This window comes from Pseudomonas koreensis, from assembly GCF_025447595.1.
Classification (GTDB): Bacteria; Pseudomonadota; Gammaproteobacteria; order Pseudomonadales; family Pseudomonadaceae; genus Aquipseudomonas; species Aquipseudomonas koreensis_H.
This window is the reverse complement of sequence record NZ_JAOEJU010000005.1, coordinates 203,807-222,174: the sequence shown is the minus strand read 5'-3', so window position 1 is coordinate 222,174 and position 18,368 is coordinate 203,807. Positions and strand designations below refer to the sequence as shown.

Below are 18,368 nucleotides of genomic sequence, written 5' to 3'. Positions count from 1 at the left end.
CCTCGGCCCGGCACCCGCGATTGCGGACCAAGGAAAAAACAAACGGATGTCGTGAGCGAACCAAAGGATAGACGCCCTGCTTCAGACGTTGAAAATTCTCATGAAAACCTGCCGCACGTCATCCGCCAGGAACAGATGGGCGATACCCTCGGCATCGGTCCGGCGCTGGATGGGAACGCCATCGACCGTTGCAATGTAGTCCTGCTGCGGCAATGGCTCGCCGGTCATGCTGTCGACCAGACGATAGATTCGGGGCGTTCTGGTTGGCTGGGCGAGTGGATTGTTCTTCAGGTCCTGTACCGCCTGATCGAACGCTGCCTGGGCGGCAGGCCATTCGCCGTAATCGGCTTGCGCCCTGAGCAACAGCCATTCGCCGTGTTCGATCTGCTCCAGCACCTCGCTGTCCAGATCGAGCATCAGGCCTGCCCGCAACTGATCGAGACCTTCGAGGAATTGCTGCTCCAGTAGCACCTGGCAGATCCGTTCCAGCGCCTGATCCACCGGATAGACATGCGAGCGCTCGTTTTCGGTCAGGTGCGAATAATGAACCAGCCTCACGCCTGCCCCTCGCTCTGCCACTCATCGGAGCCCATCGTCCGGCTGATTTCGTGCCGCCAGTAGATGCGGCGGTAGCTGAAGTGGACTTTTTCCCGTTGCGTCAGGTGCGACGTCGCCGGGTCCTGACAATCCGGCATAAAGACCTCGGCGCTGACTATCTGCGCGTCCTCCAGTTCAATCGTATAGAAATGCTCCTGGGTGCCTTGGGCCGAGGTGCGATACATCTCCACACAACACTTGCTCAGCAGCTCACCGGAACACATTGCCATCTGGATCAGCGGCGACGCCTTATCGATCACTTTGGTAATGACCAGAGGCTTGTGCACTCGCCGCCCGGCACCCGATCCCTTGGGCAGGAGAATGCAGTGGCTGAAGGCCTGAACCATGATCTTGTCTTCACGCCCGCTCTGATAGCTGTTGCCCACCGACGGTTCGGTGAAGGCACCGGCGCTGATCAAGCCCTGGCGGCTGCCATAAATGGTCATGAAGGCTGGGCTTGGCATGGTATTGCTCCTTGTTTGGGTTGGGGCGGGGGAAAGGGGTGGGGTTCTTCGTAGAGGTTCTCGATTTCGTCGAAGGGGATCCACGGCTCGGCAACGGCGAGGGTGATGAGATAGCGTTCCTGGTCGGGGTGTCTGGAGTCTCGAAACCGTGCAAGAACCAGCATCGCCTGATATTTGTCTCCGGCCTGCCAATAGGAAATCCCGGGAATCACGCTGTGTCTGAGATAGATCCGCCACTCGGGCGTATCAGCCATGGTAGGACGTCGCGGCAGGCCCATCGGTTTCCACCCCGTGGCGCACCACTGAGCTTGCAGATCAAGTACGACCTTCATGGCATCGCCGATCAATAACGGCTCGACTTGCGGCGACATACGTACATCAAAGATCACGTTGTCATTGAAGCCAACCGAGAAAAATCGGGCCAGCGGCGTTTCGAATCCGTACTTCACATCGACAAATCGCATTCGCGCATCCGCCTTCGGCATGCCACCCCAAACATGACCACGAATCAACCGGCTGAAGGGGGCGGTTGAGTACTCGCGCATATTTTCGTAAGTCCCACCGATCTCCAAGGCAATCATCGGGTCGTCCCACAATGGCTGCGTCAGTTGACGTGTGGCGGCCAACGCAAAGCCAAAACCAACCACCAGCCACGCCCAACGGTGACAATTGGGCAGAAAGGATCGCAAGCTCATCAAGCGCCCTCTTTGACGGCAATTTCTCTGATGGATTGCGCCAAAACCTCTCTGTTGCGGTCGTTGAGCATTTGGTCAAAACGGGCTGCCGCCCGAAGCACGAACTCCATCCGCTGATCGATATCGGACAGATCAGCCAACGGATTGCTGCCAAAACCGATGGTTCGTCCATCATCGACGCGCGTGCATTGACTGGTGAGCGTCAACTCGATGGCCTGAGCCACGCCGGAAGGGAAATCGGTAACGTAAGAAAAGTGGTTACCACGCAACAGTGTCACCAGATGACGATTTTCATAAATGGCGGGCTGAAGAATGTTTCGCTGCTCGTGAAACGCCAGATGCTCCACACTTTCGGCGACATTTCCGGCCTCTATCGCCTCAAAGCCCTTCAGGACTTCTTTGGATGCCAATCCGAAGGAAAGTATTTCTTCTCCAATTGGCCAAAGCACCGGAAATCGTGCATGCCCGTAAATTCCTCCCCGGTAATCAAGACACTTCTTCAACTCCCCCAACCCGCGCACCGCATAAAACCGATGCAGCGGATAAACGTCCAGAAACAGCGTGGTATTGCCCATCGCCATCATGTCGTACACGTGCCGGAACTGTTGCTGCACCAATGACAGCTCTTCACCCGAAGTACGGAAATCCAGCGAAGGTATGGGGTTGCGCGCCCTCGCCGCCTCGTAATTACGCCACTGCTCGGTCTGCTCGGGCATGTTCTCAGGGGTGAGCAATCCGGACTCACGGCGCCCTTCCCGTACCCGCTGCCGCGCCTCATGCTCCTGGTGAATCAGCTCGATACTGTCGGCCGCATGCAGCAATCCGCAGCCCACCTGCTTGGACGCGAAGGCCGCCAGCCCGGCCCACTGGAACCGCGAATCATGCAGCCACAGCCGGGCATACGCGGCGTTGATCGCCCGATTGCGTTGCACCGGATCGGCGATCAGGACACCTTCAGGGGCGACGATTTTCTCGGCTTCGAGTTGATAGGCGCGCCAAACGCACTGGCAGGTCAACACCGGCACCTCTGTCACCCTCATCCGTTCGCCATACAGCGTTTCTTCATTGCATTGGCAGTCGGCAACGGGCGTGGCGGGATGGTTCAGGCGCAGAGCATCAGTGGGGTGTTCGTTGAAACACTGGGTCATGTCCGGGCAGATTTCTCGTAGGGGTTTCCCTGACCCTACCAGTCTGTCCCCTCTCCAAAACCGCTCTGGCGAAAAATCAGAAAGCCCTGACAGACGAAGCCCGCCAAGTACACAGAAGCTTCCTCATAAAGCCTGGGAAACTTCCTGAAACGCCCTGTTTCCGGGCATTTGATCGACGTACAAGTCCAGTACAAAACCAAACGGTCACAAACTGAATGGTGACGCACCGCAGATTATTGACGTACGACACTCATGTAAGGGAAAAGAGGTGCTAGCATAGAGCCACCAGTCGATCTCAGCATGCAGCCTAACTAGTAGTCAGGATATGACCGAGCCAGAAGACCCCAGCCGTGAGCGCCTCAAGCACCACTTTGCCCAGCGGGTAATTCATCAGGCACGTCAGATTCTTGAGATATGGCAGCGCCTGCAACGCAGTGAGTGGTCCACTGCCGATCTCGCCGAACTAAGCGAGGCCAATCTGCGCCTGCTGCGTTTTGCCGAGCGTTTCGAACAGCCCGAACACACGCAACTGGCCCGCCACATCAGTCAGTCGCTGGAAGCGGTGGACGCCAATCGCGGACGCCTGAGCAGCGGCCTGATCACCGATCTCAACCGTTTGATGCAGCGCTTGTCGCGCACCGGCCTGCGCCATGGTGATCAACTCGACCAGACGTTCCTGCCGCCCCTGCGCAAACCGATCTACGTGATGCTGCAGGATCACGACCGCGCCGAGCGGCTGGCCAAGCAGCTCGAATTTTTCGGCCTGAGCGCCCAGGCGCTGGACAGCGTGTCGGCGTTTCGCTCCTCGATGGTCGAGCGCCTGCCGGCCGCGATCGTCATGGACGTGGATTTCAGCGGCGCCGGCGTCGGCCTGAAACTCGCCGCCGAAGCCCAGCAAGGCCTGGAAGAACCGCTGCCACTGCTGTTCTTCAGCCTGCACGAAACCGACACCCCGACCCGCCTCGCGGCCGTGCGCGCCGGCGGCCAGGAATTCCTCACCGGCACCCTCGAAGCATCGAGCCTGCTGGAGAAGATCGAAGTCCTGACCTGCGTCGCCCAGTACGAACCCTATAAAGTGCTGATCATCGACGACTCCCGCGCCCAGGCCCTGCACACCGAACGCCTGCTCAACAGCGCCGGGATCGTCACCCGCACCCTGATCGAACCGATTCAGGCCATGGCCGAGCTGGCGGACTTCCAGCCAGACCTGATCATCCTCGACATGTACATGCCGGCCTGCACCGGCACCGAGCTGGCGAAGGTCATCCGCCACAACGACCGCTATGTCAGCGTGCCGATCATTTATCTGTCGGCCGAGGACGATCTGGACAAACAGCTCGACGCCATGAGCGAGGGCGGCGACGATTTCCTGACCAAGCCGATCAAGCCGCGCCACCTGATCACCACCGTGCGCAACCGTGCCGCCCGCGCGCGCAATCTCAAGGCACGGATGGTCCGCGACAGCCTCACCGGCCTGTACAACCACACGCACATTCTGCAATTGCTCGAAGACTGCTCGTTCCGCGCCCGCCGCGAGAACAAGCCGTTGAGCTTTGCCATGCTCGACATCGACCACTTCAAACGAGTCAACGACAGCCACGGCCACCCCATGGGCGACCGGGTGATCAAGAGCCTGGCGCTGTTCCTCAAGCAGCGTCTGCGCAAGACCGACTTCATCGGCCGTTACGGCGGCGAAGAATTCGCCATCGTCATGCCAGACACCGATATAGAAGCTGCGCACAAAGTACTCGACGAAATCCGCCAGCGCTTTGCCGAGATTCACTATCCGGCCCAGCCGCAGGATCTGTGGTGCACCTTCAGCGCCGGCGTGGTGGAAATGCACGACGACTCCGACAGCCTGATGATGGCCAGCCAGGCCGACGAGGCGCTGTACCGCGCCAAGGGCGAAGGACGCAATCGGGTGCAGACCGCGCGGGACTCAAAGCAAAGTGCCACTTTTTCATCGGATTCGACCCAATCGGTCATAACCCTGTAACAGAACCGCAATAAATTCAGGCGCTTACCATTCTGCCGTTGGTAGCCGTCATGCGCCTGAAGTTGCTCACCAATCTCAATACTCTGTTGCTGGTCGCCGTTTGTGTGGCCCTCGGCGCCACGCTGTGGTGGTCGCAGAAAGCCTTGGAACGCCCGTATCTGTTGATGGAGCGTTACCTGGGGCTGTCGCAGCAATTTCAGAATGACGTGGCACGCAACGTCGAGGATTACCTCGCCAGCGGCGACGCCCTGCGCCTGAGCAGCGCCAGCCAGGCCATCGATCATTTGCAGAAAGAGCTTGGCGAGTTGCCGCCGGCGCTGGCCGACACCTTGCGCCCGAGCCTCACCGGCCTCGATGAATTCAGCAAGACCGACCTGCTGGCCGCTGGCAAACTGGCCGGTGATCCGCAGGCCCTGTTGTTGCAGGCCGAACGTGAGTTGAGCGCCAGCCTCGACCAGCTCAGCACCTACGCCGGCGGCAACGCGACTTACCTGACGCCCCTGCTGGTCGCCTCTCAACATCTGGGCAAGCTGTCGCTGGCCCGGGACAAACTGGTCAGCAGCGGACGCAGTGAACTGGCCGCCGATGTCGAGCGCGAAGTCAGCAACATCCGCGCCCAGGCCCAGACAATCGATGCCCTGCCCTTGCTCGGCGTGGTCGCCAGCAGCGAATCCGGCAGTGACGATTTCGCCGCGATGATGGGCATCGAAAGCACAGAAAAAGCCGCCGCCGAAGATGCCGGTGTCGGCCTCAAACGCGAACTCAACAGTCTGCTCGGTCGTTACCCGGCAGAGCTGGCGCGCACCCGCGAACAGATCCAGAAACGCACCGATCTGAGCACCGCGACCCACCAGAAAATCGCCGCCGTGCAGCAAGCCATCGCCGGCCTCGAACCGGTGGTGCGCGCCCAGCACGGGCAGATCCAGGGCGAAGTACGGCTGATGCAAGGCGTGATGATCGGCCTGATTCTGCTGATCGCGCTGCTGATCGACACCCTGCAGCGACGCCTGGCCCGCACCCTGACCAACCTCGCGCCGGCGCTGTCGACCTGGGCTGAAGGCGATTTCAGCCGCGACATTCATCTGGGCAAGACCAACCGCGAACTGCACGACATCGAAGCCTCGCTCAATCGCCTGCGCGCCTATCTGGTGGATCTGGTCGGGACCATTCGCGGCAATGCCGAGCAAGTGGCGGGCAGCAGTCGCACCCTCGCCGAACTGAGCAATGACTTGCACAGCGGTGCAGAACATCAGGCCGGCGATACCGCGCTGATCCGTGATTCCCTCGGCGAACTGGAAGCGACCATCCAGCAAGTGGCCGGCGATGCGCGCCAGGCCGCCGACGCCAGCCGCCATGCCGGACTGGCCGTCGAACACGGGCAACAAGTGATCGGCCAGAGCCTCACCGGTCTGCACGCACTGGTCGGCGAAGTGCAAGGCAACGCGCAGATGATCGAACACCTGGCCGAAGAGTCGGCAACCATCGGCGGCGTACTGACGGTCATCCGCTCAATAGCCGACCAGACCAACCTGCTGGCGCTCAACGCGGCGATCGAAGCCGCCCGCGCCGGGGAGATGGGCCGCGGGTTTGCCGTGGTGGCCGAAGAAGTGCGCTCACTGGCACAGCGTACCGCCGGCGCCACGGCGGAAATCCAGACCCTGATCGCCGGCCTGCAAACCGCCGCCCGGCAATCGGTCGAGGGCATGCGCGCGCAGGTCGAACACGCCGAGGCCACGGCCAATCAGGCGCAATCGGCGGACGGGGCGCTGGACAAGATTGTCGGCGCGATCCAGACCATCTCCGACACGGCGATCCGCATCGCCGACATCACCGCGCAACAGAGCGGCGCGGTCAGCGAGATCCGCGATCACAGCGAACGGATTCACCAATTGGGCGGGGACAATCTGCTACGCATCGGCCAGGGCCGCGAGCAAGGCGAGAACCTGCTGTTGCTGGGCGGCCAGTTGCACACCGCCGTGCAAGCCTTTCGCGTCTGACAGATGGCTATCGCGAGCGGGCTCGCTCCCACATTGGAATACATACCCACTGTGGGAGCGAGCCTGCTCGCGATGGGGCCAGACGAGTCAACGCAAGAACCTGCCAATCGGCACTCCGTCCGCTATCATTCCCGCATCTTTGATTCGCGAGATTGTCATGCGCCGTCTGCTCTGCCTGCTGTTTTTCGTCTTCGCCCTGCCGGCCGGCGCCGCCGGTCTGTTTGACAGCAAACCCAGCGCCACGCTGGGCTCGGTCAACAACAGCGCCGATTTCCTGCCGGTGCGTGAAGCCTTTCAACTGAGCCTGGTGGAGAGCACGCCGCAATCGGTCAAACTGCGCTTCGTCGCCACCGAAGGCTATTACCTCTACCGCCATCGCTTCCAGTTTCGTGCCGAGCCTGCCGAGGTGAAACTCGGTGCCGCACAGTTGCCCCCAGGCGAACAGAAGCACGACGAGTATTTCGGCGACGTCGAGGTCTACCACGGCATTCTCGATGTGGAGCTGCCGCGCAATGATTCCCGAGCATTCACGCTGGCTGTCACCTATCAGGGCTGTGCCGACAAGGGTTTGTGCTATCCACCGGAAACCGAGCGCCTGAGCATCGAGGGCAACACAGCGGCAAGTGACGCGCCCGCTCCGGTAACAGGTTGGGACTGGCGTGATCTGGCGCTGTTCTTCCTGGCGGGTCTGGGCCTGACCTTCACGCCTTGTGTATTGCCGATGCTGCCGATCCTGTCCGGCGTGGTGCTGCGAGGGCAGGTGGGCGGTTTGCGCGGCTTCAATCTGTCCCTCGCTTATGTGCTGCCGATGGCCGCATGCTTTGCGCTGCTCGGCGCGTTGATGGGGCTGTTCGGCGCGCAACTGAATCTGCAGGCGCGGCTGCAATCGGCGTGGGTGCTGGTGCCGTTCGCGATGTTCTTTGCGGTGTTCGCGCTGGCGATGTTCGGCGTGTTCGAGCTGAAACTGCCGCACTTCATCAGCAGCCGCCTCGACCGGATTGCCGGGCGCACCGAAGGCGGCTCGTTGTGGGGCGCGGCGGTGTTGGGTGTGGTGTCGAGCTTGCTGGTATCGCCGTGTGTTTCCGCACCGCTGGCCGGCGCGCTGCTTTATATAAGCGCCAGCGGCGATGCGCTGGGCGGCGGCCTGAAGCTGTTCATGCTCGGACTGGGCATGGGCGCACCGCTGTTGCTGGTGGCTACCGGCGGCGCGGCGTGGCTGCCGAAAAGCGGGCCGTGGATGATGTACGTGAAGAACGGCATCGGCGTATTGCTGCTCGGGCTGGCAATCGGCTTGCTCAGTCGGGTGTTGCCGGGGCAGATCACGTTGTTGCTGATCGGTTTGCTGGCCGGCGGCGTCGGCCTGTTCCTCGGCGCACTGGAATTCGTCTACAAACCGCCGCGCAAACGCCTCGGACAGTTACTGGGCATGTTCCTGCTGTTTTATGCGCTGGCCTGCTGGTACGGCGCGTTCAGCGGGCAGACCGACCCGTTGAATCCGATAGCCCCGGCACGCCTTGCCGACAGCGGCTCGAGCGCACAAAACAGCGGTTCGTGGCAGACCGTCAGCACCCCGGCGGAACTGGACCGGGTACTGCTCGAAGCGAAAACCGCCGGCACCCCGCTGCTGCTCGACTGGTACGCCGACTGGTGCATCAGCTGCAAAGTCATCGAACACGAAGTGCTCAATGACGCCACGGTCGTGGATCGGCTCAAGGGCTATCGGCTGATCCGCTTCGATATCACCGCGAGCAACGCCGAACAGCGCACCCTGCTCGACCGCTACAGCCTGTTCGGCCCACCGGCGCTGATGTTCTTCGGCAAGGACGGGGTTGAACGTCGCGATGTGCGGGTGATCGGCGAGATCAATGCCAGCGACTTCGCCGAACGTGTCGACAAAGCGAATGACCGGATTTAATCAGTCAGTCACATATCTTGCGCAAACATCGGACATCGTGCTGGCTATTGCAGAGAACTGGACAGTCACAAAGTCTTTGCGGCATAGTCGCCGGGTTCTGACGAAGGCTCACCCATAACAAGGAACACGCAGATGGCGACGCTACTGGTGCTGCACGGCCCCAACCTGAACCTGCTCGGCACCCGGGAACCCGGGACCTACGGGTCGACCACCCTGGCGCAGATCAATCAGGATCTGGAACGCCGCGCCCGTGAAGCCGGCCATCATCTGCTGTATCTGCAAAGCAACGCCGAGTACGAATTGATTGATCGCATCCACGCCGCACGCGGCGAGGGCGTGGACTTCATTCTGATCAACCCGGCAGCATTTACACACACAAGTGTCGCATTACGTGACGCGCTGCTGGGAGTGAGCATCCCATTCATCGAAGTGCATTTGTCCAACGTGCACAAACGCGAACCTTTCCGCCATCACTCCTACTTCTCCGACGTAGCGGTAGGAGTGATCTGCGGCCTTGGCGCCAGCGGTTATCGACTGGCCCTGGAGGCTGCACTAGAGCAGCTTGAACAACAAGCTATACGCCCCTGACCGACCCTTGGGAGTTGATGATTCATGGATATCCGTAAAGTTAAGAAACTGATCGAATTGCTGGAAGAGTCCGGCATCGACGAGCTCGAGATCAAGGAAGGCGAAGAGTCCGTACGCATCAGCCGTAACAGCAAAGCCCCGGCGCAGCAGTACTACGCACCGGCTCCGATGCAGGCTCCGGCCGCCGCGCCAGTCGCCGCTGCCGCCCCGGCCGCTGCTGCAGCTCCTGCTGCCGCTGCTGCTCCAGCACTGAACGGCACCGTTGCCCGTTCGCCGATGGTAGGTACTTTCTACCGCAAGTCTTCGCCAACCTCGCCAGCTTTCGTTGAAGTCGGCCAGACCGTGAAGAAAGGCGACACCCTGTGCATCGTCGAAGCCATGAAGATGATGAACCACATCGAAGCTGAAACCAGCGGTGTGATCGAGTCCATCCTAGTCGAAGACGGCCAGCCGGTTGAGTACGACCAACCGCTGTTCACCATCGTTTGAACTGCGGAGAGCCTTTGATGACTGCGAAGTTGGAAAAAGTTCTGATCGCTAACCGCGGTGAGATCGCCCTGCGGATTCTGCGTGCCTGCAAAGAGATGGGCATCAAGACCGTCGCCGTTTACTCCAAGGCCGACAAAGAGCTGATGCACCTGGGTCTGGCAGACGAATCCGTCTGCATCGGCCCGGCTTCTGCCGCTCAGTCCTACCTGCACATCCCGGCCATCATCGCTGCCGCTGAAGTGACTGGCGCTACCGCCATTCACCCAGGCTACGGCTTCCTTGCGGAAAACGCTGATTTCGCCGAGCAGGTCGAGAACTCCGGCTTCGCCTTCATCGGCCCGAAAGCCGACACCATTCGCCTGATGGGCGACAAGGTATCGGCCAAGCACGCGATGATCGAAGCGGGCGTGCCAACCGTTCCTGGTTCCGACGGCCCACTGCCGGAAGACGAGGAAACGGCACTGCGCATCGGTCGTGAAGTCGGCTACCCGGTGATCATCAAGGCCGCCGGCGGTGGTGGTGGCCGCGGCATGCGCGTGGTGCACAAGGAAGAAGACCTGATCGCCTCGGCGAAACTGACCCGCTCCGAAGCAGGCGCGGCGTTCGGCAACCCGATGGTCTATCTGGAAAAATTCCTGACCAACCCGCGTCACGTCGAAGTGCAGGTTCTGTCCGACGGCCAGGGCAACGCCATCCATCTGGGCGACCGCGATTGCTCGCTGCAACGCCGTCACCAGAAGGTTCTCGAAGAAGCGCCGGCACCGGGCATCGACGAAAAGGCTCGCCAGGAAGTCTTCGCTCGCTGCGTTCAGGCGTGCATTGACATCGGCTACCGTGGCGCAGGCACTTTCGAGTTCCTGTACGAGAACGGTCGTTTCTACTTCATCGAGATGAACACTCGTGTTCAGGTAGAGCACCCGGTTTCGGAAATGGTCACCGGCGTCGACATCGTCAAGGAGATGCTGAGCATCGCCGCGGGCAACAAGCTGTCGATCCGTCAGGAAGACGTGGTCATCCGTGGTCACGCGCTGGAATGCCGGATCAACGCCGAAGACCCTCGCACGTTCATGCCGAGCCCGGGTACGGTCAAGCATTTCCACGCTCCAGGCGGCAACGGCGTTCGCGTCGATTCGCACCTGTACAGCGGTTATGCCGTTCCGCCGAACTACGACTCGCTGATCGGCAAGCTGATCACTTACGGCGCGACCCGCGACGAAGCCATGGCCCGCATGCGCAATGCCCTGGACGAAATCGTGGTCGACGGGATCAAGACCAACATCCCGCTGCACCGTGATCTGACCCGTGACGAAGGCTTCTGCAAAGGGGGCGTGAACATTCACTACCTCGAGCACAAGCTGGCTGGCGAGAAGCACTAAGCTTCAGCCCGCACCTGACAAAGCCGCCTTCGGGCGGCTTTGTTGTTTCTGCAGATTACAAAAAACCTGTGAGAGCGAGCTTGCTCGCGAAGGCGGCGCATCAGTCAGCATCAAAGTGACTGGCAATCCGCTTTCGCGAGCAAGCTCGCTCCCACAAAAGCTTTGAGCTCGCGTAAACTTGCGCGCTTCTCGCAGGCCGCTAGGCTGCAATCAATCTTTTTCACAGGTGCCCGCCATGCCTTGGCTGCAAGTCCGTCTCGCCATCAGCCCAGAACAAGCCGAAACCTACGAAGACGCTTTCCTTGAAGTGGGCGCCGTTTCGGTGACCTTCATGGACGCCGAAGATCAGCCGATCTTCGAACCGGAACTCAACACCACCCCGCTGTGGGCACACACCCATCTGCTGGCTCTGTTCGAGGGCGGCACCGAAGCCGCCCCGGTACTGGCCCATCTGGAACTGCTGACCGGCAGCCCACTGCCCGAGCACCACAGCGAAGTGATCGAAGACCAGGACTGGGAACGCAGCTGGATGGATGGTTTCCAGCCGATGCGTTTCGGTCAGCGTCTGTGGATCGTGCCGAGCTGGCACGCCGCACCGGAGCCGGACGCGGTCAACCTGCTGCTGGATCCGGGCCTGGCGTTCGGCACCGGCACTCACCCGACCACCGCCCTTTGCCTGGAATGGCTGGACGGCCAGGACCTGAAAGACTGCAACGTGCTGGACTTCGGCTGCGGCTCGGGGATTCTGGCGATTGCCGCCCTGCTGCTCGGCGCGAAAGAAGCCGTGGGCACCGACATCGACGTGCAGGCACTCGAAGCCTCCCGCGACAACGCCGGGCGCAACAATATCGCTGACGAACTGTTCCCGCTGTACCTGCCGGAAGACTTGCCGCAGGTCAAAGCCGACGTACTGGTCGCCAACATTCTGGCCGGTCCGCTGGTTTCCCTGGCCCCGCAACTGTCCGGCCTGGTCAAGTCCGGCGGGCGTCTGGCACTGTCCGGGATCCTCGCCGAACAAGGTGACGAAGTCGCTGCCGCCTACGCACAGGACTTCGATCTCGACCCGATCGCCAATCGTGACGGCTGGGTGCGCATCACCGGCCGTCGGCGCTAGAATGACCGCCTGCTCAATCCGGATCGCCGCATGACCGACAGCTTCGTCACCCAGTGCCCGCATTGCCAAACCAGTTTCCGCGTCAGCCACGCTCAGTTGAGCGTGGCCCGCGGGGTGGTTCGTTGCGGCTCCTGCCTGCAAGTGTTCAATGCCGCCAAGCAATTGCTGGAGCAACACGCAGGCAAGGAAGCGGTCACGCCGGTGGCGCCGTTAACCAGCGAGCCGCCGGTCAGCGAGCCGACACCTGTCGAACCACCGGCCATCGTCGAAACACCCGAACCGCGCGCCATCAGCCAGAAGCAATGGAGCGCCGCCGAGCTGGATCTGGACAGCCTGGATCTGGACGAAGAACTGGCCCGCCTCGAACAACGGGAAATCCAGCCGACCACCGAGTTCGGCCGCCCGCGCGAAGACGCCCTGAGCGCTCGCCGCGACAGCCACGAACCGGAAGACACGACGTGGCCGGACAGCCTGTTCAGCGAACCGGCAGATGAACGCGCACCGGAAGTCGAAGATGAACCCGAAGCCATCGAGCCCGAGCCGATCCGCCCCGAGCGCACCGAACCCTCGTTGTCACTGGAACCGGTGGATCTCGATGACGAACCGCCGATCCCGCAACTGCGCCTGCACGATCCGATCGACCCGAATGCCCGCCGCGAACACCTGTCGGCCAGCGTTGACGTCGACGACGAACTGCCTCTGATCGAAGCACCGCGCAAAAAGCGCGAACGCGTCGAATCCAGCGTGCGCGCCGAAGCGTTGCAGGATCTGACCGACGATCCGCTGCAACTGGACTGGCAGAAGCGCCGTTCACCCTGGGGCCGTCGCCTGCTCTGGCTGCTGCTGATCGTGCTGGCCGCCGCCGGTCTTGCCGGACAATACATTGCCTATCACTTCGATGAACTGGCGCGCCAGGATCAATACCGACCGTGGTTCCAGCAACTGTGCCCGCAAGTCGGCTGTACGGTGCCGTCCAAGGTGGATATCGCCAAAATCAAGAGCAGCAACCTGGTGGTGCGCAGCCACCCGGAATTCAGCGGTGCGCTGGTGGTGGACGCGATCATTTATAACCGCGCGCCGTTCTCGCAGCCGTTTCCGCTGCTGGAGCTGCGCTTCGCCGACCTCAACGGTCACCTGATCGCCAGTCGTCGCTTCAAACCCGGCGAATACCTCAACGGCGACCTCGAAGGCATGGCGGAAATGCCGCCGCAGACGCCGATCCACATCGCCCTGGACATCCTCGATCCAGGTCCGAAAGCCGTGAACTACAGCCTGAGTTTCCACTCGCCCGAGTGAAACGCTTCACCGCTCCCGGATTGACGGCAGTTTTCTGACTGCGCAACGCACGACCAAACCGGCGGTAATAACAGAATAACTGTTCAGATTTTGTTCAATTCAGCCTTTATCCAGTCATCGAGAGCGGGTATCATGCCAACCCTTTTTCGAACTCTCATGATCCGGCCCCACTTCAGGGAAGTCCTATGTCGGCGGTACGCATCGGCCCATATACATTGCAGAACGGCTTGATCCTCGCCCCGATGGCGGGTGTCACCGACCAGCCCTTTCGTCAGCTGTGCAAGCGTTTGGGCGCAGGGCTTGTAGTCTCGGAAATGGTCACCAGTGACATGAGCCTGTGGAACACCCGCAAGTCGCGCATGCGCATGATCCACGAAGGCGATCCCGAGCCGCGCTCGGTGCAGATCGCAGGTGGTGACGCGCAGATGCTGGCGGATGCGGCCCGGGCCAACGTCGAACTGGGCGCACAGATTATTGATATCAACATGGGTTGCCCGGCGAAGAAGGTCTGCAACAAGGCCGCCGGCTCCGCGCTGTTGAAGGATGAGGCACTGGTTACCGAGATCCTGCACGCCGTCGTGGCGGCAGTTGATGTGCCGGTGACCCTGAAGATCCGCACCGGATGGGATCGCGACAACAAGAACGGCCTGACCGTGGCGAAGATCGCCGAGCAGGCCGGGATCACGGCGCTGGCGGTGCATGGCCGCACCCGCGCCGACCTGTACACCGGCGAAGCCGAGTACGACACCATTGCCGCGATCAAGCAGGCGGTGTCGATTCCGGTCTTTGCCAACGGCGACATCGTATCGCCGGAAAAGGCCCGCTACGTGCTCGACGCGACCGGTGCCGATGGCCTGTTGATCGGCCGGGCCGCCCAGGGGCGGCCATGGATTTTTCGCGAGATCGAACACTTCCTGCGTACCGGCGAAAAACTGCCGGCGCCGGAGCTGATCGAGGTGGAACGCATTCTGCTTGAGCATCTGGCCGCCCTTCACGCCTTCTATGGAGACGTGATGGGCGTGCGGATTGCCCGCAAGCATGTGGGCTGGTATCTCGCAACCTTGCCGGGCGCCAGGGAATTTCGCGCCCACTTCAATCGTTTGGATGGTACGGAAACACAATGCGCCAACGTTCGGGAGTTCTTCGCCGAACGTTACAAGAGCCTGACAGGGGACGGAGAAGGGGTGGCCGCATGACGATGATGACCGAGACTTTAGTGAGTGGAACAACACCCGTGAGCGACAACGTGAATTTGAAACAGCACCTCAATACCCCGAGCGAAGAAGGCCAGACCCTTCGCGGGAGTGTCGAGAAGGCGCTGCACAATTATTTCGCCCACCTTGAGGGCGCGTCCGTCACGGATGTGTACAACCTGGTGCTCTCCGAAGTCGAGGCTCCCCTGCTCGAAAGCGTGATGAACTACGTCAAGGGCAACCAGACCAAGGCCAGCGAACTGCTCGGACTGAACCGCGGCACGCTGCGCAAGAAACTCAAGCAGTACGATCTGCTGTAAGCATTCAATCAAACCAGAAAGGCGCCCGCGTAAAAAACGGTCGCCTTTTTTGCTGACTTCCCTTGCTTTTGATGGAAATTGAGATGACCGACCAGACTACCCGCCTGCCGATCCGCCGCGCCTTGATCAGCGTTTCCGACAAGACCGGGATCCTCGAATTCGCCAAAGAGCTCGAAGCTCTGGGCGTCGAGATCCTCTCCACCGGCGGGACGTTCAAGCTGCTGCGCGACAACGGTGTTGCCGCAGTGGAAGTCGCTGATTACACCGGTTTCGCCGAGATGATGGACGGCCGGGTGAAAACCCTGCACCCGAAAATCCACGGCGGGATCCTCGGTCGTCGCGGTATCGATGACGCGATCATGAACGAGCACGGCATCAAGCCGATCGATCTGGTAGCGGTCAATCTGTATCCATTCGAAGCCACCATCAGCAAGCCAGGCTGCGACCTGCCGACCGCCATCGAGAACATCGACATCGGCGGCCCGACCATGGTTCGTTCGGCGGCGAAAAACCACAAAGACGTGGCTATCGTGGTGAATGCCAGCGATTACGCCAACGTCCTGGAAAACCTCAAGGCCGGCGGCCTGACCTACGCTCAGCGTTTCGACCTGATGCTCAAGGCGTTCGAACACACCGCCGCCTACGACGGCATGATCGCCAACTACATGGGCACCGTGAACCAGGCTGCCGAAACCCTGAGCACCGAAGGTCGCAGCGAATTCCCGCGCACCTTCAACAGCCAGTTCATCAAGGCCCAGGAAATGCGCTACGGCGAGAACCCGCACCAGAGCGCGGCGTTCTACGTTGAAGCCAAACCTGCCGAAGTCGGCATCGCCACCGCCACCCAGCTGCAAGGCAAAGAACTGTCGTACAACAACGTGGCCGACACCGACGCCGCGCTGGAATGCGTGAAGAGCTTCGTCAAACCGGCCTGCGTGATCGTCAAGCACGCCAACCCGTGCGGCGTGGCCGTGAGCCCGGACGCCGAAGGCGGCATCCGTCAGGCCTACGAACTGGCCTACGCCACTGACACCGAATCGGCGTTCGGCGGGATCATCGCCTTCAACCGTGAACTGGATGCCGAGACCGCCAAGGCGATCGTCGAGCGCCAGTTCGTTGAAGTGATCATCGCGCCAAGCGTCAGCGAAGAAGCCCGCGCCATCGTTGCTGCCAAGGCCAACGTGCGCCTGCTGGCCTGCGGCGAGTGGTCGGCCGATCGCGTTCCGGCCTGGGACTACAAGCGCGTCAACGGCGGCCTGCTGGTACAGAGCCGCGACATCGGCATGATCGGCGCCGACGACCTGAAAGTGGTGACCAAGCGCGCCCCGACCGAACAGGAAGTCCACGACCTGATCTTCGCCTGGAAAGTGGCCAAGTTCGTCAAATCCAACGCCATCGTCTACGCCAAGAACCGTCAAACCATTGGTGTCGGCGCCGGCCAGATGAGCCGCGTGAACTCGGCGCGTATCGCGGCGATCAAGGCTGAGCACGCCGGTCTGCAAGTGGCTGGTTCGGTGATGGCGTCGGACGCGTTCTTCCCGTTCCGCGACGGTCTGGACAATGCGGCCAAGGTCGGTATCACTGCGGTGATCCAGCCAGGTGGCTCGATGCGTGATGCTGAAGTGATTGCTGCTGCCGACGAGGCTGGCATCGCCATGGTGTTCACTGGCATGCGCCACTTCCGTCACTGATACACAGATTCAAATGTGGGAGCGAGCCTGCTCGCGAAGACGGCGGCACATTCAATTCAGATGTGACTGAGAATCCGCTTTCGCGAGCAAGCTCGCTCCCACAGAAAAGCGCCCCTGCGGCGCTCAACAGAATTAGCGTCATCCGAGGTTTTTGAAATGAATGTTTTGATCATTGGCAGCGGTGGCCGCGAACACGCCCTGGCCTGGAAAGTGGCTCAGGATCCGCGAGTGCAGAAAGTTTTCGTCGCGCCGGGTAACGCCGGTACCGCGATTGAAGCCAAGTGCGAAAACGTCGCCATCGACGTGCTGGCCCTTGAGCAGCTCGCCGACTTCGCCGAGAAAAACGTTTCCCTGACCATCGTCGGTCCGGAAGTGCCATTGGTTGCCGGCGTTGTCGACCTGTTCCGCTCCCGCGGCCTGGATTGCTTCGGTCCGACCGCTGGCGCCGCGCAGCTGGAAGGCTCGAAAGCCTTCACCAAGGATTTCCTGGCACGCCACAAGATCCCGACCGCCGACTACCAGAACTTCACCGAGATCGAGCCGGCCCTGGCTTATCTGCGTGAAAAAGGCGCACCGATCGTGATCAAGGCCGACGGCCTGGCCGCCGGTAAAGGCGTGATCGTTGCCATGACCCTGGCCGAAGCCGAAGATGCCGTGCGCGACATGCTCGCCGGCAATTCATTTGGCGACGCCGGTTCGCGTGTCGTCATCGAAGAATTCCTCGACGGCGAAGAAGCCAGCTTCATCGTCATGGTCGACGGCAAGAACGTTCTGCCGATGGCCACCAGCCAGGACCACAAACGCGTCGGCGACGGCGACAGCGGCCCGAACACCGGCGGCATGGGTGCTTACTCCCCGGCTCCGGTTGTCACCGCCGACGTGCACCAGCGCGTGATGGACCAGGTGATCTGGCCGACCGTGCGCGGCATGGCCGACGAAGGCAACGTCTACACCGGCTTCCTGTACGCCGGTCTGATGATCGACAAGGCCGGCAATCCGAAGGTCATCGAGTTCAACTGCCGTTTCGGCGACCCGGAAACCCAACCGGTGATGCTGCGTCTGCAATCGAGCCTGGTGCTGCTGGTCGAAGCGGCACTGGCTCAGGCGCTGGACAAGGTTGAAGCGCAGTGGGATCCACGCCCGAGCGTCGGCATCGTGCTGGCCGCCGGCGGTTACCCGGGCGACTACGCCAAGGGCGCGCCGATCAACGGTCTGGACGCAGCCGCCGCACTGGAAGGCAAGGTCTTCCACGCCGGTACTGCGCTCAAGGACGGCAACGTCGTGACGGCCGGTGGTCGGGTGCTTTGCGCCACCGCCATGGGCGCCAGCGTCGGCGCCGCCCAGGAGCAGGCCTACAAACTGGCCAAGGCCATCGACTGGGAAGGCTGCTTCTACCGCACCGACATTGGCTACCGCGCCATTGCCCGTGAACGCGGTGAGTCTCAGTAATAAGCTACGCTGTGTTTCCGGCAGGGGCTCATCGCCCTTG

16 protein-coding genes are annotated in these 18,368 nt (G+C 61.4%); 12 read left to right on the top strand and 4 right to left on the bottom strand.

From position 1 onward, the window contains the following. Positions 1-81: 81 nt before the first annotated feature. Genes N8H71_RS09720 through N8H71_RS09705 form a run of 4 tightly spaced genes read right to left on the bottom strand, consistent with a single transcriptional unit; the run spans position 82 to position 2,904 of the window. On the bottom strand, positions 82-558 hold the full coding sequence (locus N8H71_RS09720) for a hypothetical protein (RefSeq protein WP_262193812.1): 477 nt from the start codon (positions 556-558) through the stop codon (positions 82-84). Next, positions 555-1,061, bottom strand: a complete 507-nt coding sequence (locus tag N8H71_RS09715) for an Hcp family type VI secretion system effector (protein ID WP_262193811.1) — start codon at positions 1,059-1,061, stop codon at positions 555-557. The genes N8H71_RS09720 and N8H71_RS09715 overlap by 4 nt, the downstream gene beginning before the upstream one ends. Further along, complete coding sequence (locus N8H71_RS09710; protein ID WP_262193810.1) at positions 1,040-1,756, bottom strand: hypothetical protein; 717 nt, start codon at positions 1,754-1,756, stop codon at positions 1,040-1,042. Before N8H71_RS09710 ends, N8H71_RS09715 begins: the two co-directional genes overlap by 22 nt. Then, positions 1,756-2,904, bottom strand: a complete 1,149-nt coding sequence (locus N8H71_RS09705) for a DUF2515 family protein (protein WP_262193809.1) — start codon at positions 2,902-2,904, stop codon at positions 1,756-1,758. Before N8H71_RS09705 ends, N8H71_RS09710 begins: the two co-directional genes overlap by 1 nt. A 325-nt stretch (positions 2,905-3,229) precedes the next feature. On the opposite strand from N8H71_RS09705, the gene gcbA reads away from it, so the two are divergent. The 12 genes from gcbA to purD all read left to right on the top strand — a co-directional run bounded on the left by gcbA (position 3,230) and on the right by purD (position 18,328). Beyond that, the gene (gcbA, locus tag N8H71_RS09700) at positions 3,230-4,900 is read left to right on the top strand and encodes a diguanylate cyclase GcbA (protein ID WP_085609200.1); all 1,671 of its coding nucleotides are present in this window, start codon (positions 3,230-3,232) and stop codon (positions 4,898-4,900) included. A gap of 50 nt (positions 4,901-4,950) precedes the next feature. Next, entirely contained in the window at positions 4,951-6,897 is a 1,947-nt protein-coding gene (locus N8H71_RS09695) for a methyl-accepting chemotaxis protein (protein WP_262193808.1), read from the top strand. Between the two features lie 157 nt (positions 6,898-7,054). Continuing rightward, positions 7,055-8,812: a protein-disulfide reductase DsbD gene (locus tag N8H71_RS09690; RefSeq protein WP_262193807.1), complete on the top strand. Its 1,758-nt coding sequence runs from the start codon at positions 7,055-7,057 to the stop codon at positions 8,810-8,812. 132 nt (positions 8,813-8,944) lie between these two features. Then, the gene (gene aroQ, locus N8H71_RS09685) at positions 8,945-9,400 is read left to right on the top strand and encodes a type II 3-dehydroquinate dehydratase (RefSeq protein ID WP_007951022.1); all 456 of its coding nucleotides are present in this window, start codon (positions 8,945-8,947) and stop codon (positions 9,398-9,400) included. 24 nt (positions 9,401-9,424) lie between these two features. Further along, positions 9,425-9,889, top strand: a complete 465-nt coding sequence (accB, locus tag N8H71_RS09680; RefSeq protein WP_262193806.1) for an acetyl-CoA carboxylase biotin carboxyl carrier protein — start codon at positions 9,425-9,427, stop codon at positions 9,887-9,889. Between the two features lie 17 nt (positions 9,890-9,906). Further along, positions 9,907-11,265 carry an acetyl-CoA carboxylase biotin carboxylase subunit gene (gene accC / locus N8H71_RS09675; RefSeq protein ID WP_262193805.1) on the top strand — a complete coding sequence of 453 codons (1,359 nt, stop codon included), beginning with the start codon at positions 9,907-9,909 and terminating at the stop codon, positions 11,263-11,265. 235 nt (positions 11,266-11,500) lie between these two features. Then, positions 11,501-12,379, top strand: a complete 879-nt coding sequence (gene prmA, locus N8H71_RS09670) for a 50S ribosomal protein L11 methyltransferase (protein WP_007951025.1) — start codon at positions 11,501-11,503, stop codon at positions 12,377-12,379. A gap of 30 nt (positions 12,380-12,409) precedes the next feature. Continuing rightward, a complete protein-coding gene (locus N8H71_RS09665) occupies positions 12,410-13,675 on the top strand; it encodes a DUF3426 domain-containing protein (protein WP_262193804.1) in 1,266 nt (421 codons plus the stop codon). A 185-nt stretch (positions 13,676-13,860) separates the two neighbouring features. After that, the gene (dusB, locus tag N8H71_RS09660) at positions 13,861-14,871 is read left to right on the top strand and encodes a tRNA dihydrouridine synthase DusB (protein ID WP_007951027.1); all 1,011 of its coding nucleotides are present in this window, start codon (positions 13,861-13,863) and stop codon (positions 14,869-14,871) included. Next, a complete protein-coding gene (gene fis, locus N8H71_RS09655) occupies positions 14,868-15,188 on the top strand; it encodes a DNA-binding transcriptional regulator Fis (RefSeq protein WP_002555375.1) in 321 nt (106 codons plus the stop codon). Before dusB ends, fis begins: the two co-directional genes overlap by 4 nt. 83 nt (positions 15,189-15,271) lie before the next feature. Next, a complete protein-coding gene (gene purH / locus N8H71_RS09650) occupies positions 15,272-16,879 on the top strand; it encodes a bifunctional phosphoribosylaminoimidazolecarboxamide formyltransferase/IMP cyclohydrolase (RefSeq protein WP_262193803.1) in 1,608 nt (535 codons plus the stop codon). 156 nt (positions 16,880-17,035) lie between these two features. Then, positions 17,036-18,328: a phosphoribosylamine--glycine ligase gene (purD, locus tag N8H71_RS09645; RefSeq protein WP_007951030.1), complete on the top strand. Its 1,293-nt coding sequence runs from the start codon at positions 17,036-17,038 to the stop codon at positions 18,326-18,328. Positions 18,329-18,368 lie beyond the last annotated feature (40 nt).

What these genes read in the sequence shown, in the direction of transcription:
- N8H71_RS09715 (WP_262193811.1), bottom strand. Translation starts at nt 1,061, where the DNA reads ATGCCAAGCCCAGCCTTCATGACCATTTATGGCAGCCGCCAGGGCTTG.
- N8H71_RS09710 (WP_262193810.1), bottom strand. Translation starts at nt 1,756, where the DNA reads ATGAGCTTGCGATCCTTTCTGCCCAATTGTCACCGTTGGGCGTGGCTG.
- N8H71_RS09705 (WP_262193809.1), bottom strand. Translation starts at nt 2,904, where the DNA reads ATGACCCAGTGTTTCAACGAACACCCCACTGATGCTCTGCGCCTGAAC.
- gcbA (WP_085609200.1), top strand. Translation starts at nt 3,230, where the DNA reads ATGACCGAGCCAGAAGACCCCAGCCGTGAGCGCCTCAAGCACCACTTT.
- N8H71_RS09695 (WP_262193808.1), top strand. Translation starts at nt 4,951, where the DNA reads ATGCGCCTGAAGTTGCTCACCAATCTCAATACTCTGTTGCTGGTCGCC.
- N8H71_RS09690 (WP_262193807.1), top strand. Translation starts at nt 7,055, where the DNA reads ATGCGCCGTCTGCTCTGCCTGCTGTTTTTCGTCTTCGCCCTGCCGGCC.
- aroQ (WP_007951022.1), top strand. Translation starts at nt 8,945, where the DNA reads ATGGCGACGCTACTGGTGCTGCACGGCCCCAACCTGAACCTGCTCGGC.
- accB (WP_262193806.1), top strand. Translation starts at nt 9,425, where the DNA reads ATGGATATCCGTAAAGTTAAGAAACTGATCGAATTGCTGGAAGAGTCC.
- accC (WP_262193805.1), top strand. Translation starts at nt 9,907, where the DNA reads ATGACTGCGAAGTTGGAAAAAGTTCTGATCGCTAACCGCGGTGAGATC.
- prmA (WP_007951025.1), top strand. Translation starts at nt 11,501, where the DNA reads ATGCCTTGGCTGCAAGTCCGTCTCGCCATCAGCCCAGAACAAGCCGAA.
- N8H71_RS09665 (WP_262193804.1), top strand. Translation starts at nt 12,410, where the DNA reads ATGACCGACAGCTTCGTCACCCAGTGCCCGCATTGCCAAACCAGTTTC.
- dusB (WP_007951027.1), top strand. Translation starts at nt 13,861, where the DNA reads ATGTCGGCGGTACGCATCGGCCCATATACATTGCAGAACGGCTTGATC.
- fis (WP_002555375.1), top strand. Translation starts at nt 14,868, where the DNA reads ATGACGATGATGACCGAGACTTTAGTGAGTGGAACAACACCCGTGAGC.
- purH (WP_262193803.1), top strand. Translation starts at nt 15,272, where the DNA reads ATGACCGACCAGACTACCCGCCTGCCGATCCGCCGCGCCTTGATCAGC.
- purD (WP_007951030.1), top strand. Translation starts at nt 17,036, where the DNA reads ATGAATGTTTTGATCATTGGCAGCGGTGGCCGCGAACACGCCCTGGCC.